The sequence below is a fragment of the Streptomyces rubellomurinus genome, assembly GCF_000961885.1.
Taxonomy (GTDB): Bacteria; Actinomycetota; Actinomycetes; order Streptomycetales; family Streptomycetaceae; genus Kitasatospora; species Kitasatospora rubellomurina.
Genome location: NZ_JZKH01000001.1, coordinates 86,874 through 113,840, shown reverse-complemented (window position 1 = coordinate 113,840; position 26,967 = coordinate 86,874). Strand labels below are relative to the sequence as shown.

Here is a 26,967-nt window from a genome sequence, read left to right as displayed (position 1 = left end):
GCGCCTCAGCGGCACAGCCGTGCGACCAGCTCCAGTTCGTGCGCCAGGAGCCCCACGTCGCGCGGGCCGGCGTGCGGCGCGCCGAGCGACCGCACGCGGAAGCGGTTGTCGGGTGCGGCCTCGTCCGCCTCGCGGATCATGAGGTCCTGGAGCGCCGGCGGGATGGTGCGGTCCTGCGTGTAGCGCACGAAGGTGCGCGGCACCCGGCCCCACGTCGCGGGCAGCCCGCGGGCGTCCTCGCTCGCGCCGACCGCCGCCGACTCGTCCGGCTCCAGGATGTTCATCAGCGCCCGGACCTCGGCGTCCGACCGGTCGGCGGCGATCGCCTCCTTGACGACCGCGAGGAACGCCGGGTCGCCCGAGCGCCAGTTGACCCGGCTGATGCCCAGCTCCGGGGGCGTGTGGACGGCGGGGAGCCTGGTCATGTAGCTGGTGGCCGCCTCGGGGGTCGTCATCAGCCGCAGCACCGAGGGGTGCTTCGTCGGGCAGAACGCGGAGGCGTACACCAGGTGCGCGAGCAGCTCGGGCACCCGGTTGGCGACCGCGTTGAGGGTCACCCCGCCGAGGCTTCCGCCGACCAGCACCACCGGGCCGTTGCGCCGTGCCTGCCGCACCACGCCGATCACGTGGTCGGCGAAGTCGCCCAGCGTCACCTCGGATATCGGGGACGGCTCGGTGCGCAGCCGCTCCAGGTCCTGCGGGGACTGGTAGGACTCGGGGACGTACGCGCCGAGCCCGTGCCCGGGCAGGTCGACCGCGATCGCGCGGTGGCCGCGCAGCCCCAGCTCGCGCAGCAGGGGCTGCCAGTAGAAGGAGTTGCTCCCCGAACCGTGGACGAGGACGAAGGTGGGCGCGCCGCTCCCGCGTCCGTCCGCGTGTGCGGCGGAGGCGGCCACGCCCAGCGAGGCGACCGCCCCCGCCCCGGCCACCACCGCCTTCAACGCACCGCGCCGCGACGTTCCGCCGGCCTTCGCGTCGTCCCTGCGGGCACCGCGCTGCTCCTCGGCCATGGACGGCCACCTCCGTGGGTGTCGAGTGAAGCTCTTCGTGTACGGGGTTCGCACGGGAAGGAACTTACGCCTCTTAACTGACCCACCGTCACGAGGGGGTGGCCGGGGCCGGATCCGGCAGCGGGGAGCGCGCCCCCTTGGAGGGTTTCCGCGATGCGGGCCCTCGCCCGGTAGCGTTCCGTGGAGATGACATGTACGCTGCGTGTCGCTGGTTGAACAGCATGCGGGCCCGGTCGCCGCTCCGTGGGGGGAGTCGCGTCCAGGCCCGGCGCCAGCCAGGGGTCCGGTTGTGCTTCGTGGGGGAGCCACAGCCGGACCCTTCAGCAGCGCTGTCGACGGTATGCCCCGCCGGGCGGGGCTCCAGTCGTGACAACCGTCCAGCAGGGCGCCGGTTCCGGACGCGTTCGTCCAATGTCCTTCCCCCGCGGCCCCGCGGTGGGGCGGGGAGTGGTGAACGGGGACGGGAGCCCGGTGCATAGGGTGGGGGTGACGGTTCCGGCGCGTACCAGTGGAGAATCCGATGAGTTCGACCCCTGCTCCTGACGGCCTGCTCCCGGTCGGGGTGATCGGTCTCGGCGACATCGCGCAGAAGGCGTACCTGCCGGTGTTCGGCGCGCTGCCGGGCCTCGACCTGCGGCTGATGACGCGGGACGCGGCGAAGCTCGACCGGATCGGCGAGGCGTACCGGGTCGGCCCGGAGCGCCGGTTCACCGACCTGGGGGAGCTGATCGGCAGCGGGATCCGGGCGGCGTTCGTGCACGCCGCCACCGGCCAGCACGTGCCGATCGTCGAGCGGCTGCTCTCCGCCGGGGTGGACGTCTACGTCGACAAGCCGCTCGACTACACCGTGGACGGCGCCCGCCGGCTGGTGGACCTGGCCGACCGGACGGGCCGTTCGCTGATGGTGGGCTTTAACCGGCGGCACGCGCCCGGCTACGCGCAGGCCCTGGAGCGGCCGCGCGACCTGATCGTGCTGCAGAAGAACCGCGAGGGCCTGCCGGAGGCGGCCCGCTCGCTGGTCTTCGACGACTTCATCCACGTCGTCGACACCCTGCGCTTCCTCGTCCCCGGCGAGATCGAGCACTTCGACGTCCGCTCCCGGGTGCGGGACGGCCTGGTGGAGCACGTGGTGCTGACCCTGGCCGGCGAGGGCTTCACCGCGCTGGGCGTCATGAACCGGGTCTCCGGTTCGACGGAGGAGGTGCTGGAGGTCTCCGGCGGCGAGTCCAAGCGCGAGGTGCGCAACCTGGCCGAGGTGATCGACCACCGGGGCCAGCCGACCGTGCGCCGGCGCGGGGACTGGGTGTCGGTCGCCCGGCAGCGCGGGATCGAGCAGTGCGTGCTCGGGTTCCTGGGCGCCGTCCGCGACGGGAAGACCGTCGACGCGCACGACGCGCTGCGCACCCACGAGCTGTGCGAGCTGATCGTGGAGCGGATCGAGGGGAACTGAGCGCGGGGCGGGCCGAGAAGGCTGGGAGGTTCCTGGGCGGTTCGGGGAAATCCTGGGAGCCGCCTGGGAGTTGACGAAACGTCATGGCACCTGCCGGGAACCGGGAGTTCACCGACGGGGTCTTGTCGGGGCATTTTCTACGCGCGTATCTTGAGGGCTCGGCGGGGGTCGGCAGACGTCTCCCGTCCTTCTCTACGCGAGTAGCGCGCGCTCGGCGCGCGCCGCCTGTCGACGTAGCCCGTAGCCGAATCAGGAGCCATGCCCCGGTGACCACCGCTGCCGCACCCCGCCCCCGCAGAGCCGCCCTGCTGCGCGCCGCCGTCCTCCCGGCCGCCCTCGCCGCCTCCCTGGTGCTCGTCCCGCTGCCGGCCGCGTACGCCGCCGGCCCCGCGGCCGCCGTGCCGCCCGCGCCGACCGAGGCCGGCCCGCTGCGCATCCACGACATCCAGGGCACCACCCGGACGTCCCCGCAGGCCGGCAAGCCCGTCACCGGTGTGCCCGGCACCGTCACCGGCGTCCGCGCGTACGGCAGCGCCAAGGGCTTCTGGATGCAGGACCCGAACCCGGACGCCGACCCGGCGACCAGCGAGGGCATCTTCGTCTACACCGGCGCCGCCCCCACCGTGCGGGTCGGCGACTCGGTGCTGGTCAGCGGCAAGGTCACCGAGTACTACCCGAACTACGGCGGCGGCTCCCAGTCCGTCACCGAACTCACCGGCCCCGCCGTCACGGTGCTCTCCTCCGGCAACCCGCTGCCCGCCCCCGTGGTCGTGGACACCCGGAACATCCCCGGCACCTACACCCCGCTGGCCGGCCCGGACGGCACCATCGACCAGGTGCGGCTGAACCCGGAGAAGTACGCCCTGGACTTCTACGAGTCGCTGGAGGGCATGCTCGTCCAGGTCCGGGACGCCCGCGTCGTCCAGGCGACCGACAAGTACAACGAGCTGTGGGTCGCCGCCGACCGGCAGGACCAGCGCAGCAAGCGCGGCGGCGTGCTGTACGAGTCGTACCGCGAGCCCAACGTCGGCCGCCTGATGGTGCAGCAGCAGGCCCCGGCCTCGCAGCAGCCCTTCCCGGTGGCCAACGTCGGCGACGAGCTGACCGGCGCCACCACCGGCCCGCTGGACTACAACCAGTTCGGCGGCTACACCCTCGTCGCCGGCAGCGTCGGCGCGCTGCGCGACAACCACCTCCAGCGCGAGGTCACCGCCCAGGCGACCGACCGCGAACTCACCGTCGCCACCTACAACGTGGAGAACCTGGCCGCCACCAACCCGGACGCCAAGTTCGCCGCGCTGGCCCAGGGCGTCGTCACCAACCTGCGCTCGCCCGACATCGTCGCCCTGGAGGAGATCCAGGACGACAACGGCAGCAAGAACGACGGCACCGTCGGCGCGAGCCGGACCATCGCCCGGTTCGTCGACGCCGTCAAGGCCGCCGGCGGCCCCGCGTACGAGTGGCGCTCGATCGACCCGCAGGACGGCAAGGACGGCGGCGAGCCCGGCGGCAACATCCGGCAGGTCTTCCTGTTCAACCCGCAGCGCGTCTCCTTCACCGACATCCCCGGCGGCACCGCCACCACCGCGGTCGCCGTCACGGGCACCGGCGCCGCCACCGCGCTGACCGCCTCGCCCGGCCGGATCGAGCCGACCGACGAGGCCTGGACCGACAGCCGCAAGCCGCTGGTCGGCCAGTTCACCTTCCGCGGCCGGACGGTCTTCGTGATCGCCAACCACTTCAACAGCAAGGGCGGCGACCAGGGCATCGACAGCCGCTTCCAGGCCCCGACCCGCAGCTCCGAGGTGCAGCGGATCAAGCAGGCCACCGTCGAGCAGGCCTTCGTCGGCAAGCTGCTCGCCGCCGACCAGGAGGCCCGGATCGTCGCGGTCGGCGACTACAACGACTACCAGTTCTCGCCCGCCCTCGCCGCGCTCACCAAGGGCGGCGTGCTGCGCGACCTGGTGAACGAGCTGCCGGAGACCGAGCAGTACTCGTACGTCTACCAGGGCAACTCGCAGGTGCTGGACCACATCCTGGTCAGCCCCGAGCTCGGCTACGCCAAGTACGACGTGGTGCACATCAACGCCGAGTTCGCCCAGCAGGCCAGCGACCACGACCCGCAGGTGGTCCGCCTGAAGCCCTGACCCGACCTGCGGATATGCTGCTCCCGCCGCCGGTGGCCGCCGGCGGCGGGAGCGACACGGGGGCGGGAACATGCGGTACCGGATCGAGCGGATCGGCGCTGAGGACTGGCAGCGGCTGCGGGACGTCCGGCTGGCCCAGCTCCTCGACACGCCGATGGCGTTCGTCGAGACCCACGCGACCGCGCTCGGGCACCCCGAGGAGGAGTGGCGCACCCGGGCCGCCGAGGTGAACGGGCCCGGCCGGGTCGGTCTGGTGGCGGTGGACGGCGAGGGCGGCGACGAGTGGGTCGGCACGATGCTCACGCTCCCGCACCCCGAGGAGCCCACGAGCACGGTGCTGATCGGCGTCTGGGTGGCCCCGGAGCACCGCGGCCGCGAGCTCGGCGTGACGGACCTGCTGTTCGACGCCGTCGTCGAGTGGGCCCGGGCCGAGGGCAAGAAGACGATGGTGCTCCGGGTGCACGAGGCCAACGACCGCGCCGCCGCGTTCTACCGGCGGCGCGGCTTCACCTTCACCGGACATGCGGCGCCGTTCGTGCTGGACCCGACGACGAGCACGCTGCGGATGGTCCTTCCGCTGGACTGACGCACCCGGGGCGCCTCAGCCGACGTAGGCGGCCAGGTGCTCCCCGGTCAGCGTCGAGCGCGCCGCGACCAGCTCGGCCGGCGTGCCCTCGAAGACCACCCGGCCGCCGTCGTGCCCGGCGCCCGGCCCCAGGTCGATGATCCAGTCCGCGTGCGCCATCACCGCCAGGTGGTGCTCGATCACGATCACCGACTTGCCGGAGTCCACCAGCCTGTCCAGCAGGCCGAGCAGCTGCTCGACGTCGGCCAGGTGCAGGCCGGTGGTCGGCTCGTCCAGCACGTACACCCCGCCCTTGTCCGCCATGTGGGTGGCCAGCTTCAGCCGCTGCCGCTCCCCGCCGGACAGCGTGGTGAGCGGCTGCCCGAGGCTCAGGTAGCCGAGGCCGACGTCGGCGAGCCGCCGGAGGATCCGGTGCGCGGCCGGCAGGCGGGCCTCGCCGGCGCCGAAGAACTCCTCGGCCTCGGCCACCGGCATCGCCAGCACCTCGCTGATGTCCCGCCCGCCGAGCCGGTACTCCAGCACCGAGGCCTGGTAGCGGCGGCCCTCGCAGTCCTCGCAGGTGGTGGCCACGCCGGCCATCATCGCCAGGTCGGTGTAGACCACGCCCGCGCCGTTGCAGGTCGGGCAGGCGCCCTCGGAGTTGGCGCTGAACAGGGCGGGCTTCACGCCGTTGGCCTTGGCGAAGGCCTTGCGGATCGGGTCGAGCAGGCCGGTGTAGGTGGCCGGGTTGCTGCGCCGGGAGCCCTTGATCGGGCTCTGGTCGACGGAGACCACGCCCTCGTCCGCAGGGATCGAGCCGTGGATCAGCGAGCTCTTCCCGGAGCCCGCCACGCCCGTGACCACGGTCAGCACCCCGAGCGGCACGTCCACGTCCACGTCCCGCAGGTTGTGCGCGTTCGCGCCGCGGATCGCCAGCGCGCCGGTCGGCTTGCGCACGCTCGCGCGCAGCGCCGTCCGGTCGGCCAGGTGGCGGCCGGTGACGGTGCCGCTGGCGCGCAGCCCCTCCACCGTGCCCTCGAAGCACACCGCGCCGCCCGCCGTGCCGGCGCCCGGGCCGAGGTCGACCACGTGGTCGGCGATCGCGATGGTCTGCGGCTTGTGCTCGACCACCAGCACGGTGTTGCCCTTGTCGCGCAGGCGCAGCAGCAGGTCGTTCATCCGGCTGATGTCGTGCGGGTGCAGGCCGGTGGTCGGCTCGTCGAAGACGTACGTGGTGTCGGTGAGCGAGGAGCCGAGGTGGCGGATCATCTTGACGCGCTGCGCCTCGCCGCCGGACAGGGTGCCGGAGGGGCGGTCGAGCGAGAGGTAGCCGAGGCCGATCTCGACGAAGGAGTCGAGGGTGTGCCGCAGGGTGGCGAGCAGCGGCGCCACCGAGGGCTCGTCCAGCTCCCGTACCCAGGCGGCCAGATCGCTGATCTGCAGGGCGCAGGCGTCGGCGATGCTGATTCCGGCGATCTTCGACGAGCGGGCGGCCGCGCTGAGCCTGGTGCCCTCGCAGTCGGGGCAGGCGGTGAAGGTGACGGCGCGCTCGACGAAGGCCCGGATGTGCGGCTGGAGGGCGTCCTTGTCCTTGGCGAGCATGGACTTCTGGAGCTTGGGGATCAGGCCCTCGTAGGTGAGGTTGACGTTGTTGATCCGGACCTTGGTCGGCTCGCGGTACAGGAAGTCCTGCAGCTCCTTCTTCGTGTACCTGCGGATCGGCTTGTCCGGGTCGAGGAAGCCCGAGTTGGCGTACACGCCGACCGTCCACCAGCTGTCCGTCTTCCAGCCGGGGATGGTGATCGCGCCCTCGTTGAGGGACTTGCTGTCGTCGAACAGCTGGGCCAGGTCGATGTCGGAGACGGTGCCGCGGCCCTCGCAGCGCGGGCACATGCCGCCGGTGATGCTGAAGCTGCGCCGCTCCTTGACGGTCTTGCCGCCGCGCTCGACGGTGACGGCGCCGGCGCCGCTGATCGAGGGGACGTTGAAGGAGAAGGCCTTGGGGGAGCCGATGTGCGGGGTGCCGAGGCGGCTGAACAGGATGCGCAGCATCGCGTTGGCGTCGGTGGCGGTGCCGACGGTGGAGCGCGGGTCGGCGCCCATCCGCTGCTGGTCGACGATGATCGCGGTGGTCAGGCCCTCCAGGACGTCCACCTCGGGGCGGGCCAGGGCGGGCATGAAGCCCTGGACGAAGGCGCTGTAGGTCTCGTTGATCAGCCGCTGGGACTCGGCGGCGATGGTGTCGAAGACCAGCGAGCTCTTGCCCGAGCCGGAGACGCCGGTGAAGACCGTGAGCCGGCGCTTGGGGAGGTCGACGTCGACGTCCTTCAGGTTGTTCTCGCGGGCGCCGTGCACCCGGATCAGGTCGTGGCTGTCGGCGACGTGCGGGTCGGCCATCGGTGTCTTCGCTCCCTGGCTGTCGGGCGGGCTCGGCGGTGCTGGGCGGTGCTCGGCGGTGCTGGGCGGTGCTGGGCGGTGCTCGGCGGTGTTCTGCGGTGCTCTGCTGGCTGTGCGGGGGGGGGCGGGCCCGCCCCGGGGGTGTCCCGGGGCGGGCCCGGCGGGTCAGCGCACCTCGTTGAAGCGGACCATGTTGCCCGCCGGGTCGCGGAAGGCGCAGTCGCGGACGCCGTACGGCTGCTGGGTCGGCTCCTGGACGAGCTCGGCGCCGCCGGACTTCAGCCGGTCGAACACGCCGTCCAGGTCGGCGGTGGCGAGCACCACGCGGGCGTACGTCCCCTTGGCCATCATCTCGGTGATCGTACGCCGTTCCTCCTCGGTGATGCCCGGGTCGGCGAACGGCGGCTCCAGTACCAGCGAGACGTCGGGCTGCCCGGCGGGGCCGAGGGTGATCCAGCGCATCGGGCCGCCGCCGACGTCCTGGCGGACCTCGAAGCCGAGCAGGTCGCGGTAGAAGGCGAGCGAGGCCTCGGGGTCGGTGTGCGGGAGGAAGGTCCAGTGGATGGTGATCTCGTTCATGACTGCCACGCTAGGCCCGCCCCCCGCGCGGGCGCTTCTCGAAAACTGATCGGTTCGGTCGGCGTCGGCGTCGGCCTCCGGCGCTCAGGCCCGGCAGCGCAGCATCTCCAGCGGCGGGTGCGCCAGCAGGTCCGCCCAGAAGCCCTCGCCGTAGGCGCGCAGGCCCTCCTCGGACACCCGCAGCGGGACCCACTCCAGGGCGCGGAACCCGGCCGCCCGCAAGGACGCCTCGTAGACCTCGCGGCGCGGCGCCGCGCCGACGATGGTGATCGGCCGCGGGTCGAGGAGGGCGGTGACCCGCACCCGCGGACCGGTCTCGCTCTCCTCGCCGGTCGGCTCGCAGCGGAAGCCGTACGCCTCCAGGGACGGACAGTCGAAGCCGTAGTCGGGCTTCTGGGCGAGCACGAAGAACTCCCCGCCCGGCACCAGGCTCCGGTGGATGTTGCGGCACATCCGCTCCATCGCGGCGACGTCCTCGGCGTAGTTCAGGCACTGCACCGCCAGCGCGAGGTCGAACTGCCGGCCGAGCAGCCGCAGTTCGGCCACGTCGCCGACCTCGTAGGAGATCCCCAGCGGTTCCTGCCGCTCGATGTTCCGTGCGGCGGCGACCATCTCGCCGGAGATGTCGACGCCCAGCACCTCGGTGGCGCCGCGCCGCTTGAACTCCCGGCTGTAGAAGCCCGTTCCGCACGCCAGGTCCAGGACGGACCTGCCGCGCACGTCCCCGACCAGGCCGAGGAAGCTCGGCACCTCCCCGTACCGCGTCAGCGGCAGGGCCTTGAAGCCCTCGAACGCCTCGCCGATCCCGTCGTACTGCTGCACCGCCATGGCGACGACCTCCCCACGCCTGTGGCCACGCCGCCCGGATGCGCCGCGGCCTCCACCGGGGAGTCTTCCGCAGCCTGACGGACCGTCGTACTGGCGGAAGCCACAAGCGGGGTGAGGGCGTTCGGGCCGACGCCGGGGGGATCAGACGGCGGGCAGGGCCTGCCAGTCCTCCCAGGTGATGTCGCGCCCCAGGCAACGCGGCTTCTGGAACGGCCAGTCGGCGGCGATCCACTGCGGCACGAGCGCGTCCAGCGCCCGCTCCACCTCGCTGCCGACGAGCTCGGCCACCACCCACCAGGACACCTCGGCGTCCGCGCCGGCCCGCTCCGGCGGGTCGATGTAGACGCAGCCGCGGATCGCCGTCTCCGCGCGGTCGAGCAGGACGTAGTTGAAGGACTGGTGGGCGGCGATCTCCTGCTCGTGCCGCAGCAGGTCGGCCCGGTTCGCCTCGTACGTGATCGTCTCCGCGGGCCAGCCCCAGGCCGGGCCGAAGATGCTCCACAGGTGCTCGCGCGAGCCCATCACGGCCGGGTAGTCGAGCGGCGCGTCGGCCTCGCGGATCGGCCGCAGGTGGTGGGCGCCGTCCGGCAGCGGGACGCGGAGGGGGTGGACGAAGTCAGCGGGCAGCCAGGTCATGGCGCCGAGGCTAGCGGCGGCCGGGCCGTGGGCGCACGGAATTATCGGCCGGGGGCCCGGGCGGCGCCCGCTACCAGACCCACGTCCCCGTGCCGCCGTCCGTCAGCCGTGCCGCCTCGGGGCCGGGCCGCGAGGCCTCGTCCAGCGGGACGGTGAAGCGGTGCTCGCCGAGGTCCAGGACCAGGAACCGGCCCGGCGCCAGCTCGCAGGCGTCGACGACCTCGCCGACGTAGCAGCGCAGCAGCTCCACCGACCCGGGCGAGGGGAACCGCCACCCCCGGCAGCCGTACCGCCCGAAGGGGGCGCTCGACGCCCGCAGCACGGGCCCGTCGAAGTGCAGCTCGACGTGGTCGCGCCCGAAGCGCACCGCGCTCACCTCCCGGCCGAGCAGCAGCCGGAGCGGGTCCTTCGCGTCGTCGACGGTCGTCACGCGCCCATGATCCCGGACGGCGCGCGGCGCCGGGCAGGCGGGGGTGTGGGTGGGATGGAGAAACAAGCAGGCATGATTGCTTTTTTCTTCGGGCGGTGCCAGGCTGCTGCGCGACGGCGCGCGTTCCGGCGGGCCGCCAACTCTCGGGCAGGGGAGGCGCATTGGAGCGCGAACGGGCGGGCTTGCGGATCGGCAACGCCTCGGGCTTCTACGGGGACCGGTTCGCGGCGGTGCGGGAGATGCTCACCGGCGGCCCGCTGGACGTGCTCACCGGGGACTACCTGGCCGAGCTGACCATGCTCATCCTGGCCCGGGACCGGCTGAAGGACCCGTCGCTCGGGTACGCCCGGACCTTCCTGCGCCAGATGGAGGAGTGCCTGGGCCTGGCGCACGAGCGCGGGGTGCGGATCGTGGTGAACGCCGGCGGCCTCAACCCGGCCCGACTCGCCGACGAACTGCGGCAGTTGGCCGACCGGCTGGGCATCGGGGCGGCCGTGGCGCACGTGGAGGGCGACGACCTGCTCCCGCGCCGCGCCGAACTCGGGCTGCCCGAGGGCCTGCTGGCCGCCAACGCCTACCTCGGCGCGTTCGGCATCGCCGCCTGCCTGGACGGCGGCGCCGACGTGGTCGTCACCGGGCGGGTCACCGACGCCGCGCTGGTCGCCGGCCCCGGGATCGCCCGCTTCGGCTGGACGCCCGCCGACCTCGACGCCCTGGCCGGGGCGGTCGTCGCCGGGCACGTCCTGGAGTGCGGGGCCCAGGCCACCGGCGGCAACTACGCCTTCTTCCGCGAGCACGACGTCACCCGCCCCGGCTTCCCGATCGCCGAGCTGCACCCGGACGGCTCCAGCGTGATCACCAAGCACCCGGGCACCGGCGGGGCCGTCACCACCGGCACCGTCACCGCCCAACTCCTGTACGAGACCAGCGGAGCGCACTACCTCGGCCCGGACGTCACCGCCCGGCTGGACACCGTGCGGCTCACCCCGGAGGGCCCGGACCGGGTGCGGATCGACGGCGTGCGCGGCGAGGCCCCGCCCGCCACCCTCAAGGTCGGGCTCAACCGGCTCGGCGGCCACCGCAACGAGCTCGCCTTCGTCCTCACCGGCCTGGACATCGAGGCCAAGGCCGCCCTGGTGCGGCGGCAGTTCGAGGCCGCCCTGCCGCCCGGGGCCCGCCCGGCCGAGCTGCGCTGGACGCTCGCCCGCACCGACCACCCTGACGCCGACACCGAGGAAGCCGCCTCGGCGTACCTGCGGCTCACCGCCCGGGACCGGGACCCGGCCAAGGTCGGCCGCGAACTCGGCAAGGCCGCCGTCGAGTCGGGCCTGGCCGGCTACCCGGGTTTCCACCTCACCGCCCCGCCCGGCCCGGGGGCGCCGTACGGGGTGTTCACCGCCGCGTACGTCGACGCGAAGGCCGTCGAGCACACCGCCGTCCTGCCGGACGGGCGCCGGATCGCCGTCCCGCCGGCGCCGGTCACCTCCGAACCCGCCCACGCGGAACAGCGGTTGCCCGAGCCGCTGCCCGAGCCGCTGCCCGCCGGGCCGACCCGCCGCGCCCCGTTCGGCCTGGTCGTCGGCGCCCGCAGCGGCGACAAGGGCGGCGACGCCAATCTCGGCGTGTGGGCCCGCGGCGAGGACGGCTGGCGCTGGCTCGCGCACACCCTCACCGTCCATCGGCTGCGCGAACTCCTCCCCGAGACCGCCGAGTTGCCCGTCGTCCGGCACCTGCTGCCGAACCTGCGCGCGGTCAACTTCACCGTCACCGGCCTGCTCGGCGAGGGCGTCGCGGCGCAGCACCGCTTCGACCCGCAGGCCAAGGCGCTCGGGGAGTGGCTGCGCTCCCGCCACCTCGACATCCCTACCCGTCTGCTCGACAGTCCGGAGGCCACGCAGTGACCGTCCTGCCCACCCGCCTCGACCCGGCCGGGCCCGAGTACGCCGAGCACCGCGCCGCGATGCTCGGCAAGCTCGCCGAGCTGGACGAGGAGCACGCCAAGGCGCTGGCCGGCGGCGGCCCCTCGTACGTGGAGCGCCACCGGGGGCGCGGCAAGCTGCTGGCCCGCGAGCGGATCGAGCTGCTGCTCGACCAGGACGCGCCGTTCCTGGAGCTGTCCCCGCTGGCCGCCTGGGGCAGCGAGTACCCGGTCGGCGCGGCCCTGGTCACCGGCATCGGGGTGGTCGAGGGCGTCGAGTGCGTGATCACCGCCAACGACCCGACCGTGCGCGGCGGCGCCAGCAACCCGTGGACGCTGCGCAAGGCGCTGCGCGCCAACGAGGTCGCGCTGGCGAACCGGCTGCCGCTGATCAACCTGGTCGAGTCCGGCGGCGCCGACCTGCCGAGCCAGAAGGAGATCTTCATCCCCGGCGGCGCGCTGTTCCGCGACCTCACCCGGCTGTCCGCCGCCCGCATCCCGACCGTGGCCGTGGTGTTCGGCAACTCGACGGCCGGCGGCGCCTACGTGCCCGGCATGTCGGACCACACCGTGCTGGTCAAGGAGCGCGCCAAGGTGTTCCTCGGCGGCCCGCCGCTGGTCAGGATGGCCACCGGTGAGGAGGCCGACGACGAGTCGCTGGGCGGCGCCGAGATGCACGCCCGCACCTCGGGCCTGGCGGACCACTTCGCCGTCGACGAGGCGGACGCGCTGCGGATCGCCCGCCGGATCGTCGCCCGGCTCGACCACCGCAAGCCCGGCCCGCACCCGGACCGGCTCGCCGCGCCGCCGAAGTACGCCGAGGAGGAGCTGCTGGGCATCGTCCCCGGCGACCTCAAGGTGCCCTTCGACCCGCGCGAGGTGATCGCCCGGATCGTCGACGGCTCCGACTTCGACGAGTTCAAGCCGCGCTACGGCGCCAGCCTGGCCACCGGCTGGGCGCGCCTGCACGGCTACCCGGTCGGCATCCTGGCGAACGCGCAGGGGGTGCTGTTCAGCGCGGAGTCCCAGAAGGCCGCCCAGTTCATCCAGCTGGCCAACCAGCGGGACACCCCGCTGCTGTTCCTGCACAACACCACCGGCTACATGGTCGGCAAGGACTACGAGCAGGGCGGCATCATCAAGCACGGCGCGATGATGATCAACGCCGTCGCCAACTCCCGGGTGCCGCACCTGTCGGTGCTGATGGGCGCCTCGTACGGGGCCGGCCACTACGGCATGTGCGGGCGGGCGTACGAGCCGCGCTTCCTGTTCTCCTGGCCGAGCGCCAAGTCCGCCGTGATGGGCCCGCAGCAGCTCGCCGGGGTGCTCTCGATCGTGGCCCGCCAGTCGGCGGCGGCCAAGGGCCGGCCGTACGACGAGGACGCCGACGCGGCGATCCGGGCGATGGTCGAGCAGCAGATCGAGGCCGAGTCGCTGCCGGTGTTCCTGTCCGGCCGGCTCTACGACGACGGCGTGATCGACCCGCGCGACACCCGAACGGTGCTCGGCCTGTGCCTGTCCGCGATCCACAACGCGCCGGTCGAGGGCGCGCGCGGCTACGGCGTCTTCCGGATGTGAGGGACCACCACATGATCACTAACCTGCTGGTCGCCAACCGGGGCGAGATCGCCCGCCGGGTCTTCCGGACCTGCCGCGACCTCGGCATCGCCACCACCGCCGTGCACTCGGACCCGGACGCCGCCGCCCCGCACGTGCGCGAGGCCGACGCCGCCGTCCGCCTGCCCGGCGCCGCGCCCGCCGACACCTACCTGCGGGCCGACCTGATCGTCGCCGCCGCGCTCGCCGCCGGGGCCGACGCCGTCCACCCGGGGTACGGATTCCTGTCCGAGAGCGCCGAGTTCGCCCGCGCCGTGCTGGACGCGGGCCTCACCTGGGTCGGCCCGCCGCCGGAGGCGATCGCCGCGATGGGTTCCAAGACCGCCGCCAAGCGCCTGATGGCCGAGGCCGGGGTGCCCGTCCTCGGCGCGCTGACCGAGCCGACCGAGGCCGACCTGCCGCTGCTGGTCAAGGCGGCGGCGGGCGGCGGCGGGCGCGGCATGCGGGTCGTGCGCACCCTCGCCGAGCTGCCGGAGGCGCTGGCGGCCGCCGGCGCCGAGGCGGCGAGCGCCTTCGGCTCGGCGGAGGTGTTCTGCGAGCGCTACCTGCCGAGCGGCCGGCACGTCGAGGTGCAGCTGCTGGCCGACGCGCACGGCACGGTCTGGGCGGTCGGCGACCGCGACTGCTCGCTGCAGCGGCGCCACCAGAAGGTGGTCGAGGAGGCGCCCGCGCCCGGCCTGTCGCCCGCCGTGCGGGCCGGGCTGCACGCGGCGGCCGCCGACGCGGCCAAGGCGATCGGTTACGTCGGCGCCGGCACCGCCGAGTTCCTGCTCGGCGAGGACGGCCGGTTCTGGTTCCTGGAGATGAACACCCGCCTCCAGGTCGAGCACCCGGTCACCGAGGCGGTCACCGGGCTCGACCTGGTCGCGCTCCAACTCGCCGTCGCCGAGGGCGAGCTGCTGCCCGGCCCGACCCCGCCGCCGAGCACCGGCCACGCGATCGAGGCCCGGCTCTACGCGGAGGACCCGGCGAACGGCTGGAGGCCCGCCACCGGCACCCTGCACCGGCTCGAACTCGCCCATCCGTACCAGGAGTTCGGCGGATCCGGTGCGGCAGGGCTGCGGCTGGACGCCGGTGTCGAGGCCGGCAGCGTGATCACCCCGCACTACGACCCGATGCTCGCCAAGGTGATCGCCTGGGCGCCGACCCGGGCCGCCGCCGCCCGCCGGCTGGCCGACGCGCTCGCCCGCGCCCGCGTCCACGGCCCGGCCACCAACCGGGAGTTGCTGGTCCGCGCGGTGCGGCACCCGGCCTTCCTGGCCGGCCGTCTGCACACCGGCTTCCTGGCCGAGCACGCCGCCGAGCTCACCGCCCCGGACGGCGCGGGCGCCGAGCGGGCCGCGCTGGCCGCCGCGCTCGCCGACGCCGCCGCCCGGAGCGCCGGGCCGCGGGGCGCCGTCCACCGCGCCCTGCCGTCCGGCTGGCGCAACCTGCCCTCCCAGCCCCAGGTCAAGCGCTACCGCACCGACGCCGGCGCCGAGGTGGAGGCCCGCTACCGGCTCACCCGGGACGGCCTGCGGGCCGAGGCCCACCCCGGCACCGAGCTGGTCGAGGCCGCCCCCGACCGGGTCGTGCTGCGCGAGGACGGCATCCGGCGCACCTACCGGGTCGCCCGCCACGGCGACCGGGTGTACGTCGACACCCCGGCCGGCGGCCTCGCGCTCACCGCCCTGCCCCGCTTCCCCGACCCCACGGAACAGGCCGACCCCGGCGCCCTGCTCGCCCCGATGCCCGGCACCGTGGTGCGCGTCACCGCCGCCGTGGGCGACACCGTCACCGCCGGGCAGCCGCTGCTCGTGCTGGAGGCGATGAAGATGGAGCACCGCGTCGCCGCCCCGGCGGACGGCGTGCTGACCGAACTGCGCGCCGCCCCCGGCCGCCAGGTCGAGCTGGGCGCCCTGCTCGCCGTCGTCAAAACCACAACCTCCGAAGAAGCCTGAGGAAGGACCGCACATGCCCGCCACCGGCAGCCAGCTCCTCGAAACCCCCGAACGCCGCGCCCTGCGCCAGGCCGTGGCCGACCTCGCCCGCCGCTACGGCTCCGACTACTTCCTCGCCAAGTCCCGCGCCGGCGAGCCCGTCGACGAACTGTGGGCGGAGGCCGGCAAGGCCGGATACCTGGGCGTCAACCTGCCCGTCGAGTACGGCGGCGGAGGCGGCGGCATCACCGATCTGGCCATCGTGCTGGAGGAGTTGGGCGCGGCGGGCTGCCCGCTGCTGCTCATGGTGGTCTCCCCGGCGATCTCCGGCACGGTGATAGCCCGCTTCGGCACCGAGGAGCAGAAGCGCCGCTGGCTGCCCGGACTGGCGGACGGCAGCCGCAGGTTCGCGTTCGGCATCACCGAGCCGGACGCCGGCTCCAACTCGCACCGGATCACCACCGTCGCCCGCCGGGACGGCGAGGACTGGCTGCTGACCGGCCGGAAGGTGTTCATCTCGGGCATCGACCAGTGCGACGCCGTGCTGTTCGTGGCCCGCACCGAGGACTCTCGCACGGGCAAGCTCAAGCCCTGCCTGTTCGTCGTCCCGCGTGACACCCCCGGCTTCGAGTACCGGCCGATCCCGATGGAGATCGTCGCCCCCGAGCGGCAGTTCCAGGTGTTCCTGGACGACGTCCGACTGCCCGCCGACGCCCTGGTCGGCGACGAGAACGCCGGCCTGCTCCAGCTCTTCGCGGGCCTCAACCCCGAGCGGATCCTCACCGCCGCCTTCGCGCTCGGACTGGCCCGGCACGCCCTCGGCCGGGCCGTCGACTACGCCAAGGAGCGCACCGTCTGGTCCACCCCGATCGGCGCCCACCAGGGCCTGGCGCACCCGCTCGCCCAGTGCGCGGTGGAGATCGAGCTGGCCCGGCTGATGGCCCAGAAGGCCGGGCTGCTCTACGACGCGGGCGAGGATGTCGCCGCCGGGGAGGCCGCCAACATGGCCAAGTACGCGGCGGGCGAGGCCGCCGCCCACGCCGTCGACCAGGCGGTGCAGACCCTCGGCGGCAACGGCCTCACCCAGGAGTACGGGCTGGGTGCGCTGCTGGTCGCCTCCCGGGTGGCCCGGGTCGCGCCGGTCAGCCGCGAGATGGTGCTCAACTACGTGGCCCAGCACACCCTCGGCCTGCCGAAGTCGTACTGACCGACCGAACTGACCGCCGGGCGGAGCTACCGAACCGAGCTACCGGACCGAGCTACCGGACCGAGCTGAGGTGCGCGAACACCACCGTGTTGGCCTCGTACCCGGTGTGCCGGTCGAACTTCCCGCCGCAGGTGATCAGCCGCAGCTCGGCCCGCGCGGCGGAGCCGTACACCAGGGCGTCCGGGAAGTCCTTCTTCGGGAACACCTGGACGGAGTCCACGGTGAACACCGCGGTGCGCCGGTCCTTGCGGGCCACCTCCACGGTGTCGCCGGGCCGTAGCAGCCCGAGCCGGTAGAACACCGCAGGCCCGCTGCGGTTGTCGGCGTGCCCGACCACGAGCGCGCCGCCGGCGGCCCCGGGCGTTGTGCCGTCCCGGTACCAGCCGACCAGGTTGCGCTGGTCCATCGGCGGGGTGGCCAGCTGGTGGGAGGCGGTCAGCCCGAGGCCGGTGACCGGGGCGTCGACCTTGATCGAGGGGATCCGGATCCGGGTCGGCGCCGAGGCCGGCAGCGGCGGCACCTCGGGCACCGGCGGCGGGGTCGGCGCCGCCGCGGAGGGGACGGCGGCGGGCTTCGCGGCCGGTGCGGGGGCGGCCGACGCGGACGGCGCGGCGGGCAGCGGCGGCCCGTCCCGGCCGCTGGTGCCGTCGCGGACCAGCCAGACGCCGCCCGCCGCAAGGGCCAGCGCGACGACCCCGGCCGTCAACGGGCCGGGGCCGACGCGCGGGGCGCGGGTGGGACGGTCAGGACTCGGCATTGCGCCCGGAGCGGCGGCGCAGCGCGCGCACGGCGATCCCGCCGGCACCGACGATCAGGACGGCGCCGCCGAGCACCTCGGTGGTGTCCGGCCCGGAGGTGCCGCCGCCGCCGGTGCCCACCCCGCCGTGCGGGCCGGTCGGCGAGGCGCTCGGCGAGGCGCCGGGGGAGTGCGAGGGGCTGGGGGAGACGCCCGGCGAGGGGGACGGGGAGGAGGACGGCGACGGCGAGGAGGAGGGCGAGGGTGAGGAGGACGGCGAGGACGACGGGGACGGCGAGGGCGACGGGGAGGGCGACACGCAGGAGACCTGGAAGACCTTGTGCTTGGCCGAGCCGTTCTCGCCCACGAACGTCCAGTCGAGCTTGTAGTGCCCGTCCGGAAGGGTGAAGTTGCCGGTGTGCCCGGTCCCGTTGGTCAGGGTGATCGATCCGGCGAGCACCTGGGCGGTGCCGGTCGGCGGCTGCTGCTCGATCGTCCAGTTGACCTGCTGGATGGTGTCGAAGTTGAAGGCGTCCAGGTAGAAGACGCAGACCTTGGGCTCGTCGCGGGTGTCGTCGACGGGCGTGGTGCTCTCGTGGATCTTCACGTCGCCGTTGTCGCCCGGCGCGGCGAAGGCCGCCGGGGCGGCGCCGAGGGCGAGGACGGCCGCCGCGGCGGCGGTGGCGAGCAGACGGCGGGCGGCGGGCAGGGGAGGGGCGAGGGGTCGCACGGCGGGGCGCTCCAGGGGTCGGGGGCCGCACCCGGGGCGGGCGGCCATGGTGCACCACCGTCCTGTCGGGCGCCCCGCGCGGCAACGCGCCACGCACAGTCTCGGCCGGGTTCCCCACAATGGCCCAGCGGCGGCCCCGGGGATCCGTATGCTCCTGAACGCGCCCCGGGCCGGTGGTCGTCCCGACCCTCCGCCGGCTCTCGTTTCAGCTTCAACTTCCGTAGTGGAGGCTTACCTTGGTGTTCCGAAGCGAGTTCCCCGACGTCGAGACGATCGACCTGCCGATCCATCAGGCGGTCCTCGGCCACGCCGCCCGGTACGGCGACCGCCCGGCCCTGGTCGACGGCATCACGGGCGAGCGCACCAGCTACGCGCGGCTCGCCGCCGCCGTCGAGCGGATCGCCGCCGGACTGGCCGGGGCCGGGGTGCGCCAGGGCGACGTGCTGGCCCTGTTCAGCCCGAACAGCACCGCCTACCCGATGGCCTTCTACGGCGCCACCCGGGCCGGCGCCACCGTCACCACCGTCTCCTCCCTCGCCACCCCCGGTGAACTCGCCGGCCAGCTCGCCGACGCCGGCACCCGCTGGCTGGTCACCGTCTCCCCGTTCCTGCCGACCGCCCTGCGGGCGGCCGAACTAATGGTCGAACGGGGCCGGCCGCTGGCCGAGGTCATCGTCCTGGACGGCGCCGAGGGCCACCGCTCACTCGCCGACCTGCTGGCCGCCACCGGCCCCGCCCCCGAGGTCGCCATCGACCCCGGCCGGGACATCGCCGTCCTGCCCTACTCCAGCGGCACCACCGGCCTGCCCAAGGGCGTGATGCTCACCCACCGCTCGGTCTCCACCAACCTCGCCCAGTGCGACCCCCTCTTCCGCCCCGAGGAGGGCGAGCGGATGCTCGCCGTGCTGCCCTTCTTCCACATCTACGGCCTCACCGCGCTGATGAACCAGCCGCTGCGCTGCGGCGCCACCGTCGTCGTGCTGCCCCGCTTCGACCTGGAGCAGTTCTGCCGCACCATCGAGGAGCAGCGCGTCCAGGGCCTGGTGATCGCCCCGCCGATCGCCCTCGCCCTGGCCAAGCACCCGGTCGTCGACCGCTACGACCTCTCCTCCGTCGAGTACCTGCTGTGCGCGGCCGCCCCGCTCGACCCGGAGCTCGCCGACGCCTGCGCCCGCCGCCTCGGCCTGCCGCACCTGCTCCAGGGCTACGGCATGACCGAGCTGTCCCCGACCACCCACGTCGTCTGCCCCAAGGAGACCGACCCCTCGCCCGGCTCGGTCGGCCGGATGGTCCCCTCCACCGAACTGCGCGTCGCCGCCCTCGACGGCAGCGACGACGACCTCGGCCCCGGCGAGCGCGGCGAGCTGCTGATCCGCGGCCCGCAGGTGATGAAGGGCTACTTCGGCCGCCCGTCCGACACCGCCGCGATGATCGACGCCGAGGGCTGGCTGCACACCGGCGACGTCGGCTACGTCGACGAGCGCGGCTACCTGTACATCGTCGACCGGGTCAAGGAACTGATCAAGTACAAGGGCTACCAGGTCGCCCCCGCCGAGCTGGAGGCCGTCCTGCTCGCCCACCCGCAGATCGCCGACGCCGCCGTGATCGGCGTCCCGGACGCGGACGGCACCGAGTGCCCCAAGGCCTTCGTGGTGCGCACCCCCGGCAGCTCGCTGACCGAGCAGGAAGTCACCTGGTACGTCGCCGGCCAGGTCGCCCCCTACAAGAAGATCCGTGCCGTGGAGTTCGTCGACGCCGTCCCCAAGTCCGCCGCCGGCAAGATCCTGCGCCGCGAACTGCGCGCCCGGGAGGCCGAGCGCGCCGGGGCGACGACCTGACCACCCCCGCCCCCGGCGGCCGGAGCCCGCGGCCCGTCTGTGAGGATCGACCCGCCGCACCTCGACCGGAACGGGAACCAGCACCAGCCATGACCAGCCACCCCGCCGCCAGAACCCCCCAGCAGGACCGCAGCCGCGCCACCCGGGCCCGGCTGCTCGCGGCGGCCGTCGAGTGCCTGGCCGAACTCGGCTGGCAGGGCTCCACCGTCACCGTGGTCGCCGAGCGGGCCGGCGTCTCCCGGGGCGCCGCCCAGCACCACTTCCCGACCCGCGAGGACCTGTTCACCGCGGCCGTCGAGCACGTCACCGCCGAGCGGCTGGCAGCCGTCCGCGCCCACGCGGGCCGACTGCCGGCCGCCGGCCCCGACCGCACCCTGGCCGTCGTCGACATGATCGTCCGGCTCTACACCGGCCCGCTGTTCCGCGCCGCCCTGCACCTGTGGACGGCCGCCGCCACCGAGGACGCGCTGCGCGAGCGGATCGTCGCCCTGGAGGGCCGCGTCGGCCGGGAGGCCCACCGGGCCGCCGTCGAGTTCCTGGACGCCGACGAGACCCGCCCCGGCGTGCGCGAATCGGTGCAGGCCACCCTCGACCTCGCCCGCGGCCTCGGCCTCGCCAACCTGCTCACCGACGACAGTCATCGACGTTCCGGAGTGATCCGGCAGTGGGCGGGCCTCCTGCAGAGTACGCTGCGCCCGGTACGCCCATGACGCCCGTACACCGTCAGCGGCCGGACAACCCCTGACAAGGGGTCGCCGGGCGGCCGATGTCCGTGCAGTCTGGAGAAGAACCCCGGCCGGCACGGACCGCGAGGCCCACCCGGCCGGGCACGAGCCGAACCGGGGTGCTGCCTGATCATGCACGGACACGACTGGGACGCGACCGACGCCGCCGGCCTCGCACCGAGCGGTGCCCCGGTACGCGCCGAAGGCCATCGACTCGTCCCGCTCGCGACGGCCCTGCTCCAGGGCGACGGACTGATCCTGCACTGGAGCGAGGACGCCGAGGCCCTGCTCGGCTACACCTCCGAGGAGGCCGTCGGCAGCTACGCCGCGCAACTGCTCACCGTCGAGACCGAACGCTCCGCCGTCCTGGGACTCTTCCAACGGATCATGGCCGGCGGCGGCACCTCCTTCGTCTTCCCGGTCCGCCACCGCGACGGCCACACGGTCGAGCTGGAGTTCCGCACCTACCCGATAGCCGGCCCGAACGGCACCCTGCTGCTGCTCGCCACCGCCTCCGACACCCGCGCCCTGCACGCCGTCGAGGCCGACCTGGCCGTCCTCGACGGCATCTTCGGCCGCTCCCCGATCGGCATGGCCGTCTATGACACCGACCTGCGCTACGTCCGGATAAACGAGGCACTGGCCCGGATGAACGGCGTCCCCGCCTCCGCCCACCTGGGCCGCCGGATATCGGCGGTGCTGCCCGGGATCAACACCGGCGAGATCGAGCAGATCCTGCGTCAGGTGCTCAGGAGCGGCAAGCCCGTCGTCGACGCCCGCTCGCACGGCCGCGTCCCCGGCGACCCCCGGCGCGACCGCGCCTGGTCCGCCTCCTACTTCCGGCTGGAGGACTCCACCGGCAAGGTCTTCGGCGTCGCCTCCTCGATCATCGACGTCACCGAGCGCTTCCAGGCCGAGGCCCGCGCCGCCCGCGCGCAGGAACGTCTCGCCACCATCGCCGAGGCCACCGCCCGGATCGGCACCACCCTCGACCTCACCCGCACCGCCGAGGAACTGATCGAGGCGGTCGTCCCCCGGTTCGCCGACTTCGCCACCGTCGACCTGCTGGAGCCGGTGCTGCGCGGCGCCGAGCCCAGCCCGATCCCCACCGACCGGCCGATCACCCTGCGCGCCGTCGCGGTCGGCGAGTCCTACGAGTCCGGCCTCGGAGGCGCCGTCGACGTCGTCGGCGAGGCCTCCGAGTACGCCCCCGAGCGCAGCTACATCCAGTGCCTGCGCAGCGGCCGCCCGCTGCTGCGCTCCCACGTCACCGAGGACGTGCTGCGCGGCCTGGTCTCCAGCGACGACCGGGTCGCCCCCGGCATGGCGGCCGGCATCCACTCGTACATGATGGTGCCGCTGATCGCCCGGGGCATGGTGCTCGGCGGCTCCGAGTTCATCCGCATGCGCAACCCCGAGCCGTTCACCGACGCCGACGTCGCCCTCGCCGAGGAACTCGTCGCCCGCACCGCGCTGGCCCTCGACAACGCCCGCCTCTACCGCCGCGAACGGGAGACCGCCCTCACCCTGCAGCGCAGCCTGCTCCCGCAGGAGATCCACCGCACCCTCGGGCTGGAGATCGCCTACCGCTACCTGCCCAGCAGCGTGACCAGCGAGGTCGGCGGCGACTGGTTCGACGTGGTGCCGCTGTCCTGCGGCCGGGTCGCCCTGGTCGTCGGCGACGTGATGGGCCACGGCATCCGGGCTGCCGCCACCATGGGCCAGCTGCGCACCGTCGCCCGCACCCTGGCCACCCTCGACATGCCGCCCGAGCAGGTGCTCACCCGGCTGGACGAAACGGCCTCCGGAATCGGCGAGGGCCAGTTCGCCACCTGCATCTGCGCGGTCTACGACCCGCTGGACCGCACCGTGCAGGTCGCCTCGGCCGGCCACCTGCCGCCCGTCTGGGTCGGCCCGGACGGCGTCGCCCGGCGGGTCACGGTCCCGCCCGGGGTGCCGCTGGGCGTCGGCGGGGTCGCCTTCGAGTCGATCGAGTTCACCATCCCCGAGGGCGGCCTGGTCGCCCTGTACACCGACGGCCTGGTCGAACGGCGCGGCGAGGACCTGGACAAGGGCATCGACCTGCTCGCCGCCACCCTCGCCCAGCCCGGCCGGACCCTGGAGGAGAGCTGCGACGCGGTGCTCTCCGCCCTGGTCACCGACGGCACCGAGGACGACATCGCGATGATCATGGGCCGGGTGCTGCCGCTGCCCGCCGACCGGATCGCCACCCTCCCGCTCACCGGCGGCGGCCGGGTCCCCGGCCAGGCCCGCCGCTTCACCCGCGCCACCCTGGACAGCTGGGGCCTGGGCGCCCTCGCCGACTACGCCGAGCTGCTGGTCAGCGAACTCGTCACGAACGCCCTGCTGCACGCCGACGCGCCGCGCCGGCTGCGGCTGTTCCGCGACCGGGTGCTCACCGTCGAGGTCTCCGACGCGGGCGGCCAGACGCCGCAGCTGCGCCCCTTCGCCGAGCAGGACGAGGGCGGGCGCGGGATGTTCCTGGTCAGTGAGCTGGCCCAGCGCTGGGGCAGCCGGCTCACCCGGGACGGCAAGGTGGTCTGGGCCGAGCTGGAACTGCCCTTCGGCGTGTCCTGAGCACGGCGCGGGCCCCCGCGGTGATCACCGCGGGGGCCCGCGTTCGCGCTAGGCGCGGATCTTCTCGGGCGCCGGAGCGGCGTCCTCGGTCGCCTCGCCCTCGGTGGGCCGGTTCTCGCCGCGCAGCAGCCGCCAGGCCATCGCCGCCGCGCCGAGCAGCAGCAGGGTGGCCAGCAGGCCGGCGCTGTTCATGCCCTGCACGAACACGTCCTTCGCGCTCGCCAGCAGCGACCCGGCGACCTCGGCCGGCAGCCCCTGCGCCGTCTCGACGGCGGCGCCCAGCGACTCCCCGGCCCGGGCGGCCGAGGCCGGGTCCACCCCGGCCGGGACGGCGAGCCCGCTGGTGTAGATCGAGCCGACCACCGAACCGACCAGCGCGATGCCGAGCGCGGTGCCCAGCTCGTAGGCCGTCTCCGAGACCGCCGAGGCGGCCCCCGCCTTGTCGGCCGGCGCGGCCGTGAGCACCAGGCCGGCGCCGAGGGTGTAGGCGACGCCCTCGGCCGTACCGACCACCAGGAAGGAGGCGGCCAGCACCAGGTAGGCGGTGTCCTGCTGGAGGAAGCCGAGCACGGCCATGCCCAGGCCCATCGCCAGCAGGCAGCCGGCCAGCAGCGCCCGGGCGCCGAAGCGCCGGGCCAGCCGGGCGGTCAGCAGACCGCCGGCCACCGAGCCGACGAAGGCCGGCAGCTCCGCCAGGCCCGCGTGCAGCGGCCCGAAGCCGCGCACCAGCTGCAGGTACTGCGAGCTGACGAAGACCACCCCGGACACGCCGACCAGCGAGATCAGCGAAGCCGTGACGGCGGCGGTGAACCGCCGGTCGGCGAACAGCCGCACGTCCAGCAGCGGGGTCTCCAGCCGCAGCTGGCGGCGGACGAAGACGGTCAGCGCGGCCGCGCCCGCCACGAAGGCGACGGGGACGTCCCAGCGGGCGACGCCGTGCGCCGCGGCCTCCTTGACGGCGTAGACCACGCCGATCACCCCGGCCATCGACAGCGCGACGCTCAGCACGTCCCAGCGGCCCGGCCGCGGGTCCCGCGATTCCGGCAGCAGCCGGGCGCCCAGCACCAGCAGCAGGAGCAGCACCGGGATGTTCAGCAGGAACACCGAGCCCCACCAGAAGTGCTCCAGCAGCGCCCCGCCGACGATCGGCCCGAGCGCGGCGCCGGCCGTGGCCGCGGCGCCCCAGATGCCGATCGCGGTGGCGCGCTCCCGGTCGTCCGGGAAGAGGCCGCGGATCAGCGACAGGGTCGAGGGCATGATCGTCGCCCCGGCCACGCCGAGCAGCGCCCGGGCCAGGATCAGCCAGCCGGCGCTCGGGGCGTAGGCGGCCAGCAGCGAGGCGGCGCCGAACGCGGCGGAGCCGGTGAGCAGCAGCTTCTTGCGGCCGATCCGGTCGCTGAGCGCGCCCATGCTGACCAGCAGGCCGGCCAGGACGAAGGAGTAGGAGTCGCCGATCCAGAGCAGCTGGGTGCCGCTGGGGCGCAGCGTCTCGCTGATGGAGGGGATGGCGAGGGACAGCACGGTCGCGTCGAGGGCGACGACGGTGACGGCCAGGACGAGGACGGCGAGGCCGGTCCAGCGCTGGCGGGTGGTCAGGGCGGTGCTCATGGCGTATCGGTTTCCGGTTTCCGGTCCGGGTCGTTCTGGACGGCGGGGGCGGTGTCGGTGGATTCGGGGGTGCCGGTGGTGTCGGGGCGGCGCAGGGCCCCGCCGAGGAACAGCTCGGCGAGCGAGAAGGCGGCGTCGCGCGGGGCGAGCCGGCCGTCCTGGACGGCCCAGCCGATGCCGGCGACCAGGTCGAAGAAGGCCTCGCTCAGCCAGGCGGCGCTCAGCTCGATCCGGAAGACGCCCTGCTGCTGGCCGCGCAGGAAGAGCGCGTGCAGCCGGGCGATCTGGACTTCCCAGAGGTCGTTCAGCCGGTCGTCGTCGTAGAGCTGGTTCTCGCCGGCCAGGAAGGCGCAGAGCGCGGCGTCCGGGACGGCGGCGTCCACCAGGCGGCGCAGCGCGGCGCGGGCGTCGCCGTCCTCGACGGCGGCGGTGTCCAGGGCGGCGGCGAAGCGCCGCAGGCCGAGCATCCCGACCTCCAGGATCAGCGCCTCGCGGCCCGGGAAGAGCCGGTGCAGGGTGGCGCGGCTGATGCCGGCGGCGCGCGCGATCTCGTCCAGGTGGGCGGTCGGGCGGCGGGAGAGCACGCCCACGGCGGCTTCCAGGACGGTGTCGCGATCGGTGGCCATGAGACAAGTGTAAGCCGAATGAGACACGGATGTCTCAGAATAGGTTCGGGGGTCTCAGTCGGGCCGTTGCCGTCCGGGTGTGCGGACAGCAAAAACCGGGGACGGCGGGTGCGCCGTCCCCGGTCCGGGGTGCTGCTGCGGCCGTACGGCCCGGTCAGCTCTGGTTGTAGAAGCCGGTGTCGTCCAGCGGGCGGTCGATCACCATCACCTCGACGTCCGCCGGGGTGAGCAGGAACACCCGGCGGGCGATCCGCTCGATGCCGCCCCGGGTGCCGAAGATCAGCCCGGAGGCGAAGTCGACCATGCGCTTGGCCTCGGCCTCGTCCATCTCGGTGAGGTCCATGACCACGGGGGTGCTCGCCCGGATGTGCTCGCCGACCGTCCGCGCGGCCTCGAATCCGGTCGGCCGCAGGGAGACGATCTTCGCGGGCGCGGGGACGGACGGCACCGTCTCCTGATCGACCCACTCGTCGTCGTACACCGCGGCCGGGTAGTTCCCCGAGGGCATCAGCCACCCGTTGTGGTGCTCGTCGCGAAGTGCTCCCATGCCGCGCCTCCCTGCCTCGTCCCGTCCTGGTCCCCCGGGGGTGGGTGTCGTTCTTGACACGTCATCCACTCGTCGGAACTGTCCGAGTATCGCACTGTTCACCGGTCCCGTGCCCGCTCGCGACCTCCGTACGAGTCGTGCCGCGCCGGAACCCCGGGCGAGCCCGGGCACCATCACCGACGCGAAGGCGCACCGTACGGTTGCGCGCGTAGACCATATCGGTCGCGGTCACCGCACAATTGACCTTCTGTCAACAATGCGGAAACGATTTCGCCCCGGTTCGGTCCCGGGCTCAGTCCCCGGTCGAACCGTCCACCAATTCGCGCAGCAGATCCGCGTGTCCGTTGTGCCGGGCGTACTCCTCGATCATGTGGACCATGATCCAGCGGAGCGTCACCTCCTGCCCCCGGCGCGGCCGCTCGGCCACGGTGTCCAGCGGCAGGCCCTCGGCGGCGCGGCGGGCGGCGTCGATCTCGGCGCGCCAGGCGGCGAAGTCGTGGGCGACGTCCGCCGTGTCGACGTTGTTGAAGTCCCCGTCCTCGTCCTCCTCCGTCCAGAAGATGCCCCCGGGCAGCTCGGTGCCGAGCAGGACGCGCTGGAACCAGTGCTGCTCGACCTCGGCCATGTGCCGGACCAGGCCGAGCAGGGAGAGGTTGGACGGCGGGGCGGAGCGCAGGCGCAGCTGGTCGTCGGCCAGGCCCTGGCACTTCAGGGCGAGGGTGCTGCGGTGGAAGTCGAGCCAGGCGGTGAGCATCGTGGCTTCGTCGGCCACCATCGGCGGGTCGATGCGCGGGGCGAGTTCAGTCATATCGGCCATCCTCGCGGGCCCGGGCGGCGGGCGGCCAGCGGATTTCCG

Annotated in this window: 22 protein-coding genes; 10 read left to right on the top strand and 12 right to left on the bottom strand. The window is 74.0% G+C overall.

The features are described from left to right. Positions 1-5: 5 nt before the first annotated feature. Positions 6-1,010, bottom strand: a complete 1,005-nt coding sequence (locus VM95_RS00515) for an alpha/beta fold hydrolase (RefSeq protein ID WP_078859487.1) — start codon at positions 1,008-1,010, stop codon at positions 6-8. Between the two features lie 520 nt (positions 1,011-1,530). On the opposite strand from VM95_RS00515, the gene VM95_RS00510 reads away from it, so the two are divergent. The 3 genes from VM95_RS00510 to VM95_RS00500 all read left to right on the top strand — a co-directional run bounded on the left by VM95_RS00510 (position 1,531) and on the right by VM95_RS00500 (position 5,193). Beyond that, entirely contained in the window at positions 1,531-2,460 is a 930-nt protein-coding gene (locus VM95_RS00510) for a Gfo/Idh/MocA family protein (protein WP_045691898.1), read from the top strand. A 266-nt stretch (positions 2,461-2,726) separates the two neighbouring features. Further along, positions 2,727-4,607, top strand: coding sequence for an endonuclease/exonuclease/phosphatase family protein (locus tag VM95_RS00505; RefSeq protein ID WP_244178557.1), 1,881 nt, complete (start codon positions 2,727-2,729; stop codon positions 4,605-4,607). Positions 4,608-4,677: 70 nt separating this feature from the next. Beyond that, positions 4,678-5,193 carry a GNAT family N-acetyltransferase gene (locus tag VM95_RS00500; RefSeq protein WP_045691897.1) on the top strand — a complete coding sequence of 172 codons (516 nt, stop codon included), beginning with the start codon at positions 4,678-4,680 and terminating at the stop codon, positions 5,191-5,193. Between the two features lie 15 nt (positions 5,194-5,208). Here the strand turns inward: VM95_RS00500 and VM95_RS00495 are convergent, their stop codons facing one another. From VM95_RS00495 to VM95_RS00475, 5 genes are all read right to left on the bottom strand, one after another. After that, positions 5,209-7,569, bottom strand: coding sequence for an ATP-binding cassette domain-containing protein (locus tag VM95_RS00495; protein ID WP_045691896.1), 2,361 nt, complete (start codon positions 7,567-7,569; stop codon positions 5,209-5,211). Positions 7,570-7,734: 165 nt separating this feature from the next. After that, on the bottom strand, positions 7,735-8,148 hold the full coding sequence (locus VM95_RS00490) for a VOC family protein (protein WP_045691895.1): 414 nt from the start codon (positions 8,146-8,148) through the stop codon (positions 7,735-7,737). A gap of 84 nt (positions 8,149-8,232) precedes the next feature. Beyond that, positions 8,233-8,976: a class I SAM-dependent methyltransferase gene (locus tag VM95_RS00485; protein ID WP_045691894.1), complete on the bottom strand. Its 744-nt coding sequence runs from the start codon at positions 8,974-8,976 to the stop codon at positions 8,233-8,235. A gap of 141 nt (positions 8,977-9,117) precedes the next feature. Beyond that, entirely contained in the window at positions 9,118-9,612 is a 495-nt protein-coding gene (locus VM95_RS00480; RefSeq protein WP_045691893.1) for a GNAT family N-acetyltransferase, read from the bottom strand. A 70-nt stretch (positions 9,613-9,682) separates the two neighbouring features. Further along, positions 9,683-10,042 (bottom strand): hypothetical protein, encoded by a 360-nt coding sequence (locus VM95_RS00475; protein WP_045691892.1) that lies wholly within the window; start codon positions 10,040-10,042, stop codon positions 9,683-9,685. Positions 10,043-10,203: 161 nt separating this feature from the next. On the opposite strand from VM95_RS00475, the gene VM95_RS00470 reads away from it, so the two are divergent. Genes VM95_RS00470 through VM95_RS00455 form a run of 4 tightly spaced genes read left to right on the top strand, consistent with a single transcriptional unit; the run spans position 10,204 to position 16,703 of the window. Beyond that, positions 10,204-11,943, top strand: coding sequence for an acyclic terpene utilization AtuA family protein (locus tag VM95_RS00470; protein ID WP_045691891.1), 1,740 nt, complete (start codon positions 10,204-10,206; stop codon positions 11,941-11,943). Next, positions 11,940-13,538, top strand: a complete 1,599-nt coding sequence (locus VM95_RS00465) for an acyl-CoA carboxylase subunit beta (protein WP_045691890.1) — start codon at positions 11,940-11,942, stop codon at positions 13,536-13,538. The genes VM95_RS00470 and VM95_RS00465 overlap by 4 nt, the downstream gene beginning before the upstream one ends. An 11-nt stretch (positions 13,539-13,549) precedes the next feature. Continuing rightward, entirely contained in the window at positions 13,550-15,517 is a 1,968-nt protein-coding gene (locus VM95_RS00460; protein WP_045691889.1) for an ATP-binding protein, read from the top strand. A gap of 13 nt (positions 15,518-15,530) precedes the next feature. Continuing rightward, positions 15,531-16,703 (top strand): acyl-CoA dehydrogenase family protein, encoded by a 1,173-nt coding sequence (locus VM95_RS00455; RefSeq protein ID WP_045691888.1) that lies wholly within the window; start codon positions 15,531-15,533, stop codon positions 16,701-16,703. 52 nt (positions 16,704-16,755) lie between these two features. On the opposite strand, the gene VM95_RS00450 is transcribed toward VM95_RS00455, so the two are convergent. Further along, the gene (locus VM95_RS00450; RefSeq protein ID WP_045691887.1) at positions 16,756-17,460 is read right to left on the bottom strand and encodes a class F sortase; all 705 of its coding nucleotides are present in this window, start codon (positions 17,458-17,460) and stop codon (positions 16,756-16,758) included. Continuing rightward, positions 17,447-18,169 (bottom strand): hypothetical protein, encoded by a 723-nt coding sequence (locus VM95_RS00445; RefSeq protein ID WP_052707060.1) that lies wholly within the window; start codon positions 18,167-18,169, stop codon positions 17,447-17,449. The genes VM95_RS00450 and VM95_RS00445 overlap by 14 nt, the downstream gene beginning before the upstream one ends. A 236-nt stretch (positions 18,170-18,405) precedes the next feature. Here VM95_RS00445 and VM95_RS00440 point away from each other — a divergent pair, with 236 nt between their 5' ends. The 3 genes from VM95_RS00440 (at position 18,406) to VM95_RS00430 (ending at position 23,330) form a co-directional block, all read left to right on the top strand. After that, positions 18,406-20,007, top strand: a complete 1,602-nt coding sequence (locus VM95_RS00440) for a 4-coumarate--CoA ligase family protein (RefSeq protein WP_045691886.1) — start codon at positions 18,406-18,408, stop codon at positions 20,005-20,007. A gap of 89 nt (positions 20,008-20,096) precedes the next feature. Further along, positions 20,097-20,717 carry a TetR/AcrR family transcriptional regulator gene (locus tag VM95_RS00435; protein ID WP_045691885.1) on the top strand — a complete coding sequence of 207 codons (621 nt, stop codon included), beginning with the start codon at positions 20,097-20,099 and terminating at the stop codon, positions 20,715-20,717. Positions 20,718-20,864: 147 nt separating this feature from the next. Then, positions 20,865-23,330: a SpoIIE family protein phosphatase gene (locus VM95_RS00430; RefSeq protein ID WP_078859486.1), complete on the top strand. Its 2,466-nt coding sequence runs from the start codon at positions 20,865-20,867 to the stop codon at positions 23,328-23,330. A 48-nt stretch (positions 23,331-23,378) separates the two neighbouring features. On the opposite strand, the gene VM95_RS00425 is transcribed toward VM95_RS00430, so the two are convergent. The 4 genes from VM95_RS00425 to VM95_RS00410 form a co-directional block, all read right to left on the bottom strand. Next, on the bottom strand, positions 23,379-24,938 hold the full coding sequence (locus VM95_RS00425) for an MFS transporter (protein ID WP_045691883.1): 1,560 nt from the start codon (positions 24,936-24,938) through the stop codon (positions 23,379-23,381). Then, positions 24,935-25,564, bottom strand: coding sequence for a TetR/AcrR family transcriptional regulator (locus VM95_RS00420; protein WP_078859485.1), 630 nt, complete (start codon positions 25,562-25,564; stop codon positions 24,935-24,937). The genes VM95_RS00425 and VM95_RS00420 overlap by 4 nt, the downstream gene beginning before the upstream one ends. Before the next feature lie 154 nt (positions 25,565-25,718). Continuing rightward, the gene (locus VM95_RS41140) at positions 25,719-26,111 is read right to left on the bottom strand and encodes a cell division protein SepF (protein ID WP_052706523.1); all 393 of its coding nucleotides are present in this window, start codon (positions 26,109-26,111) and stop codon (positions 25,719-25,721) included. 292 nt (positions 26,112-26,403) lie between these two features. After that, positions 26,404-26,919, bottom strand: a complete 516-nt coding sequence (locus tag VM95_RS00410; protein WP_045691882.1) for a DinB family protein — start codon at positions 26,917-26,919, stop codon at positions 26,404-26,406. Positions 26,920-26,967 lie beyond the last annotated feature (48 nt).

Excerpts from the sequence above, each read along its gene's own strand:
- VM95_RS00515 (WP_078859487.1), bottom strand. The coding sequence starts at position 1,010 with ATGGCCGAGGAGCAGCGCGGTGCCCGCAGGGACGACGCGAAGGCCGGC.
- VM95_RS00510 (WP_045691898.1), top strand. The coding sequence starts at position 1,531 with ATGAGTTCGACCCCTGCTCCTGACGGCCTGCTCCCGGTCGGGGTGATC.
- VM95_RS00500 (WP_045691897.1), top strand. The coding sequence starts at position 4,678 with ATGCGGTACCGGATCGAGCGGATCGGCGCTGAGGACTGGCAGCGGCTG.
- VM95_RS00495 (WP_045691896.1), bottom strand. The coding sequence starts at position 7,569 with ATGGCCGACCCGCACGTCGCCGACAGCCACGACCTGATCCGGGTGCAC.
- VM95_RS00490 (WP_045691895.1), bottom strand. The coding sequence starts at position 8,148 with ATGAACGAGATCACCATCCACTGGACCTTCCTCCCGCACACCGACCCC.
- VM95_RS00485 (WP_045691894.1), bottom strand. The coding sequence starts at position 8,976 with ATGGCGGTGCAGCAGTACGACGGGATCGGCGAGGCGTTCGAGGGCTTC.
- VM95_RS00480 (WP_045691893.1), bottom strand. The coding sequence starts at position 9,612 with ATGACCTGGCTGCCCGCTGACTTCGTCCACCCCCTCCGCGTCCCGCTG.
- VM95_RS00460 (WP_045691889.1), top strand. The coding sequence starts at position 13,550 with ATGATCACTAACCTGCTGGTCGCCAACCGGGGCGAGATCGCCCGCCGG.
- VM95_RS00455 (WP_045691888.1), top strand. The coding sequence starts at position 15,531 with ATGCCCGCCACCGGCAGCCAGCTCCTCGAAACCCCCGAACGCCGCGCC.
- VM95_RS00450 (WP_045691887.1), bottom strand. The coding sequence starts at position 17,460 with ATGCCGAGTCCTGACCGTCCCACCCGCGCCCCGCGCGTCGGCCCCGGC.
- VM95_RS00435 (WP_045691885.1), top strand. The coding sequence starts at position 20,097 with ATGACCAGCCACCCCGCCGCCAGAACCCCCCAGCAGGACCGCAGCCGC.
- VM95_RS00430 (WP_078859486.1), top strand. The coding sequence starts at position 20,865 with ATGCACGGACACGACTGGGACGCGACCGACGCCGCCGGCCTCGCACCG.
- VM95_RS00425 (WP_045691883.1), bottom strand. The coding sequence starts at position 24,938 with ATGAGCACCGCCCTGACCACCCGCCAGCGCTGGACCGGCCTCGCCGTC.
- VM95_RS00420 (WP_078859485.1), bottom strand. The coding sequence starts at position 25,564 with ATGGCCACCGATCGCGACACCGTCCTGGAAGCCGCCGTGGGCGTGCTC.
- VM95_RS41140 (WP_052706523.1), bottom strand. The coding sequence starts at position 26,111 with ATGGGAGCACTTCGCGACGAGCACCACAACGGGTGGCTGATGCCCTCG.
- VM95_RS00410 (WP_045691882.1), bottom strand. The coding sequence starts at position 26,919 with ATGACTGAACTCGCCCCGCGCATCGACCCGCCGATGGTGGCCGACGAA.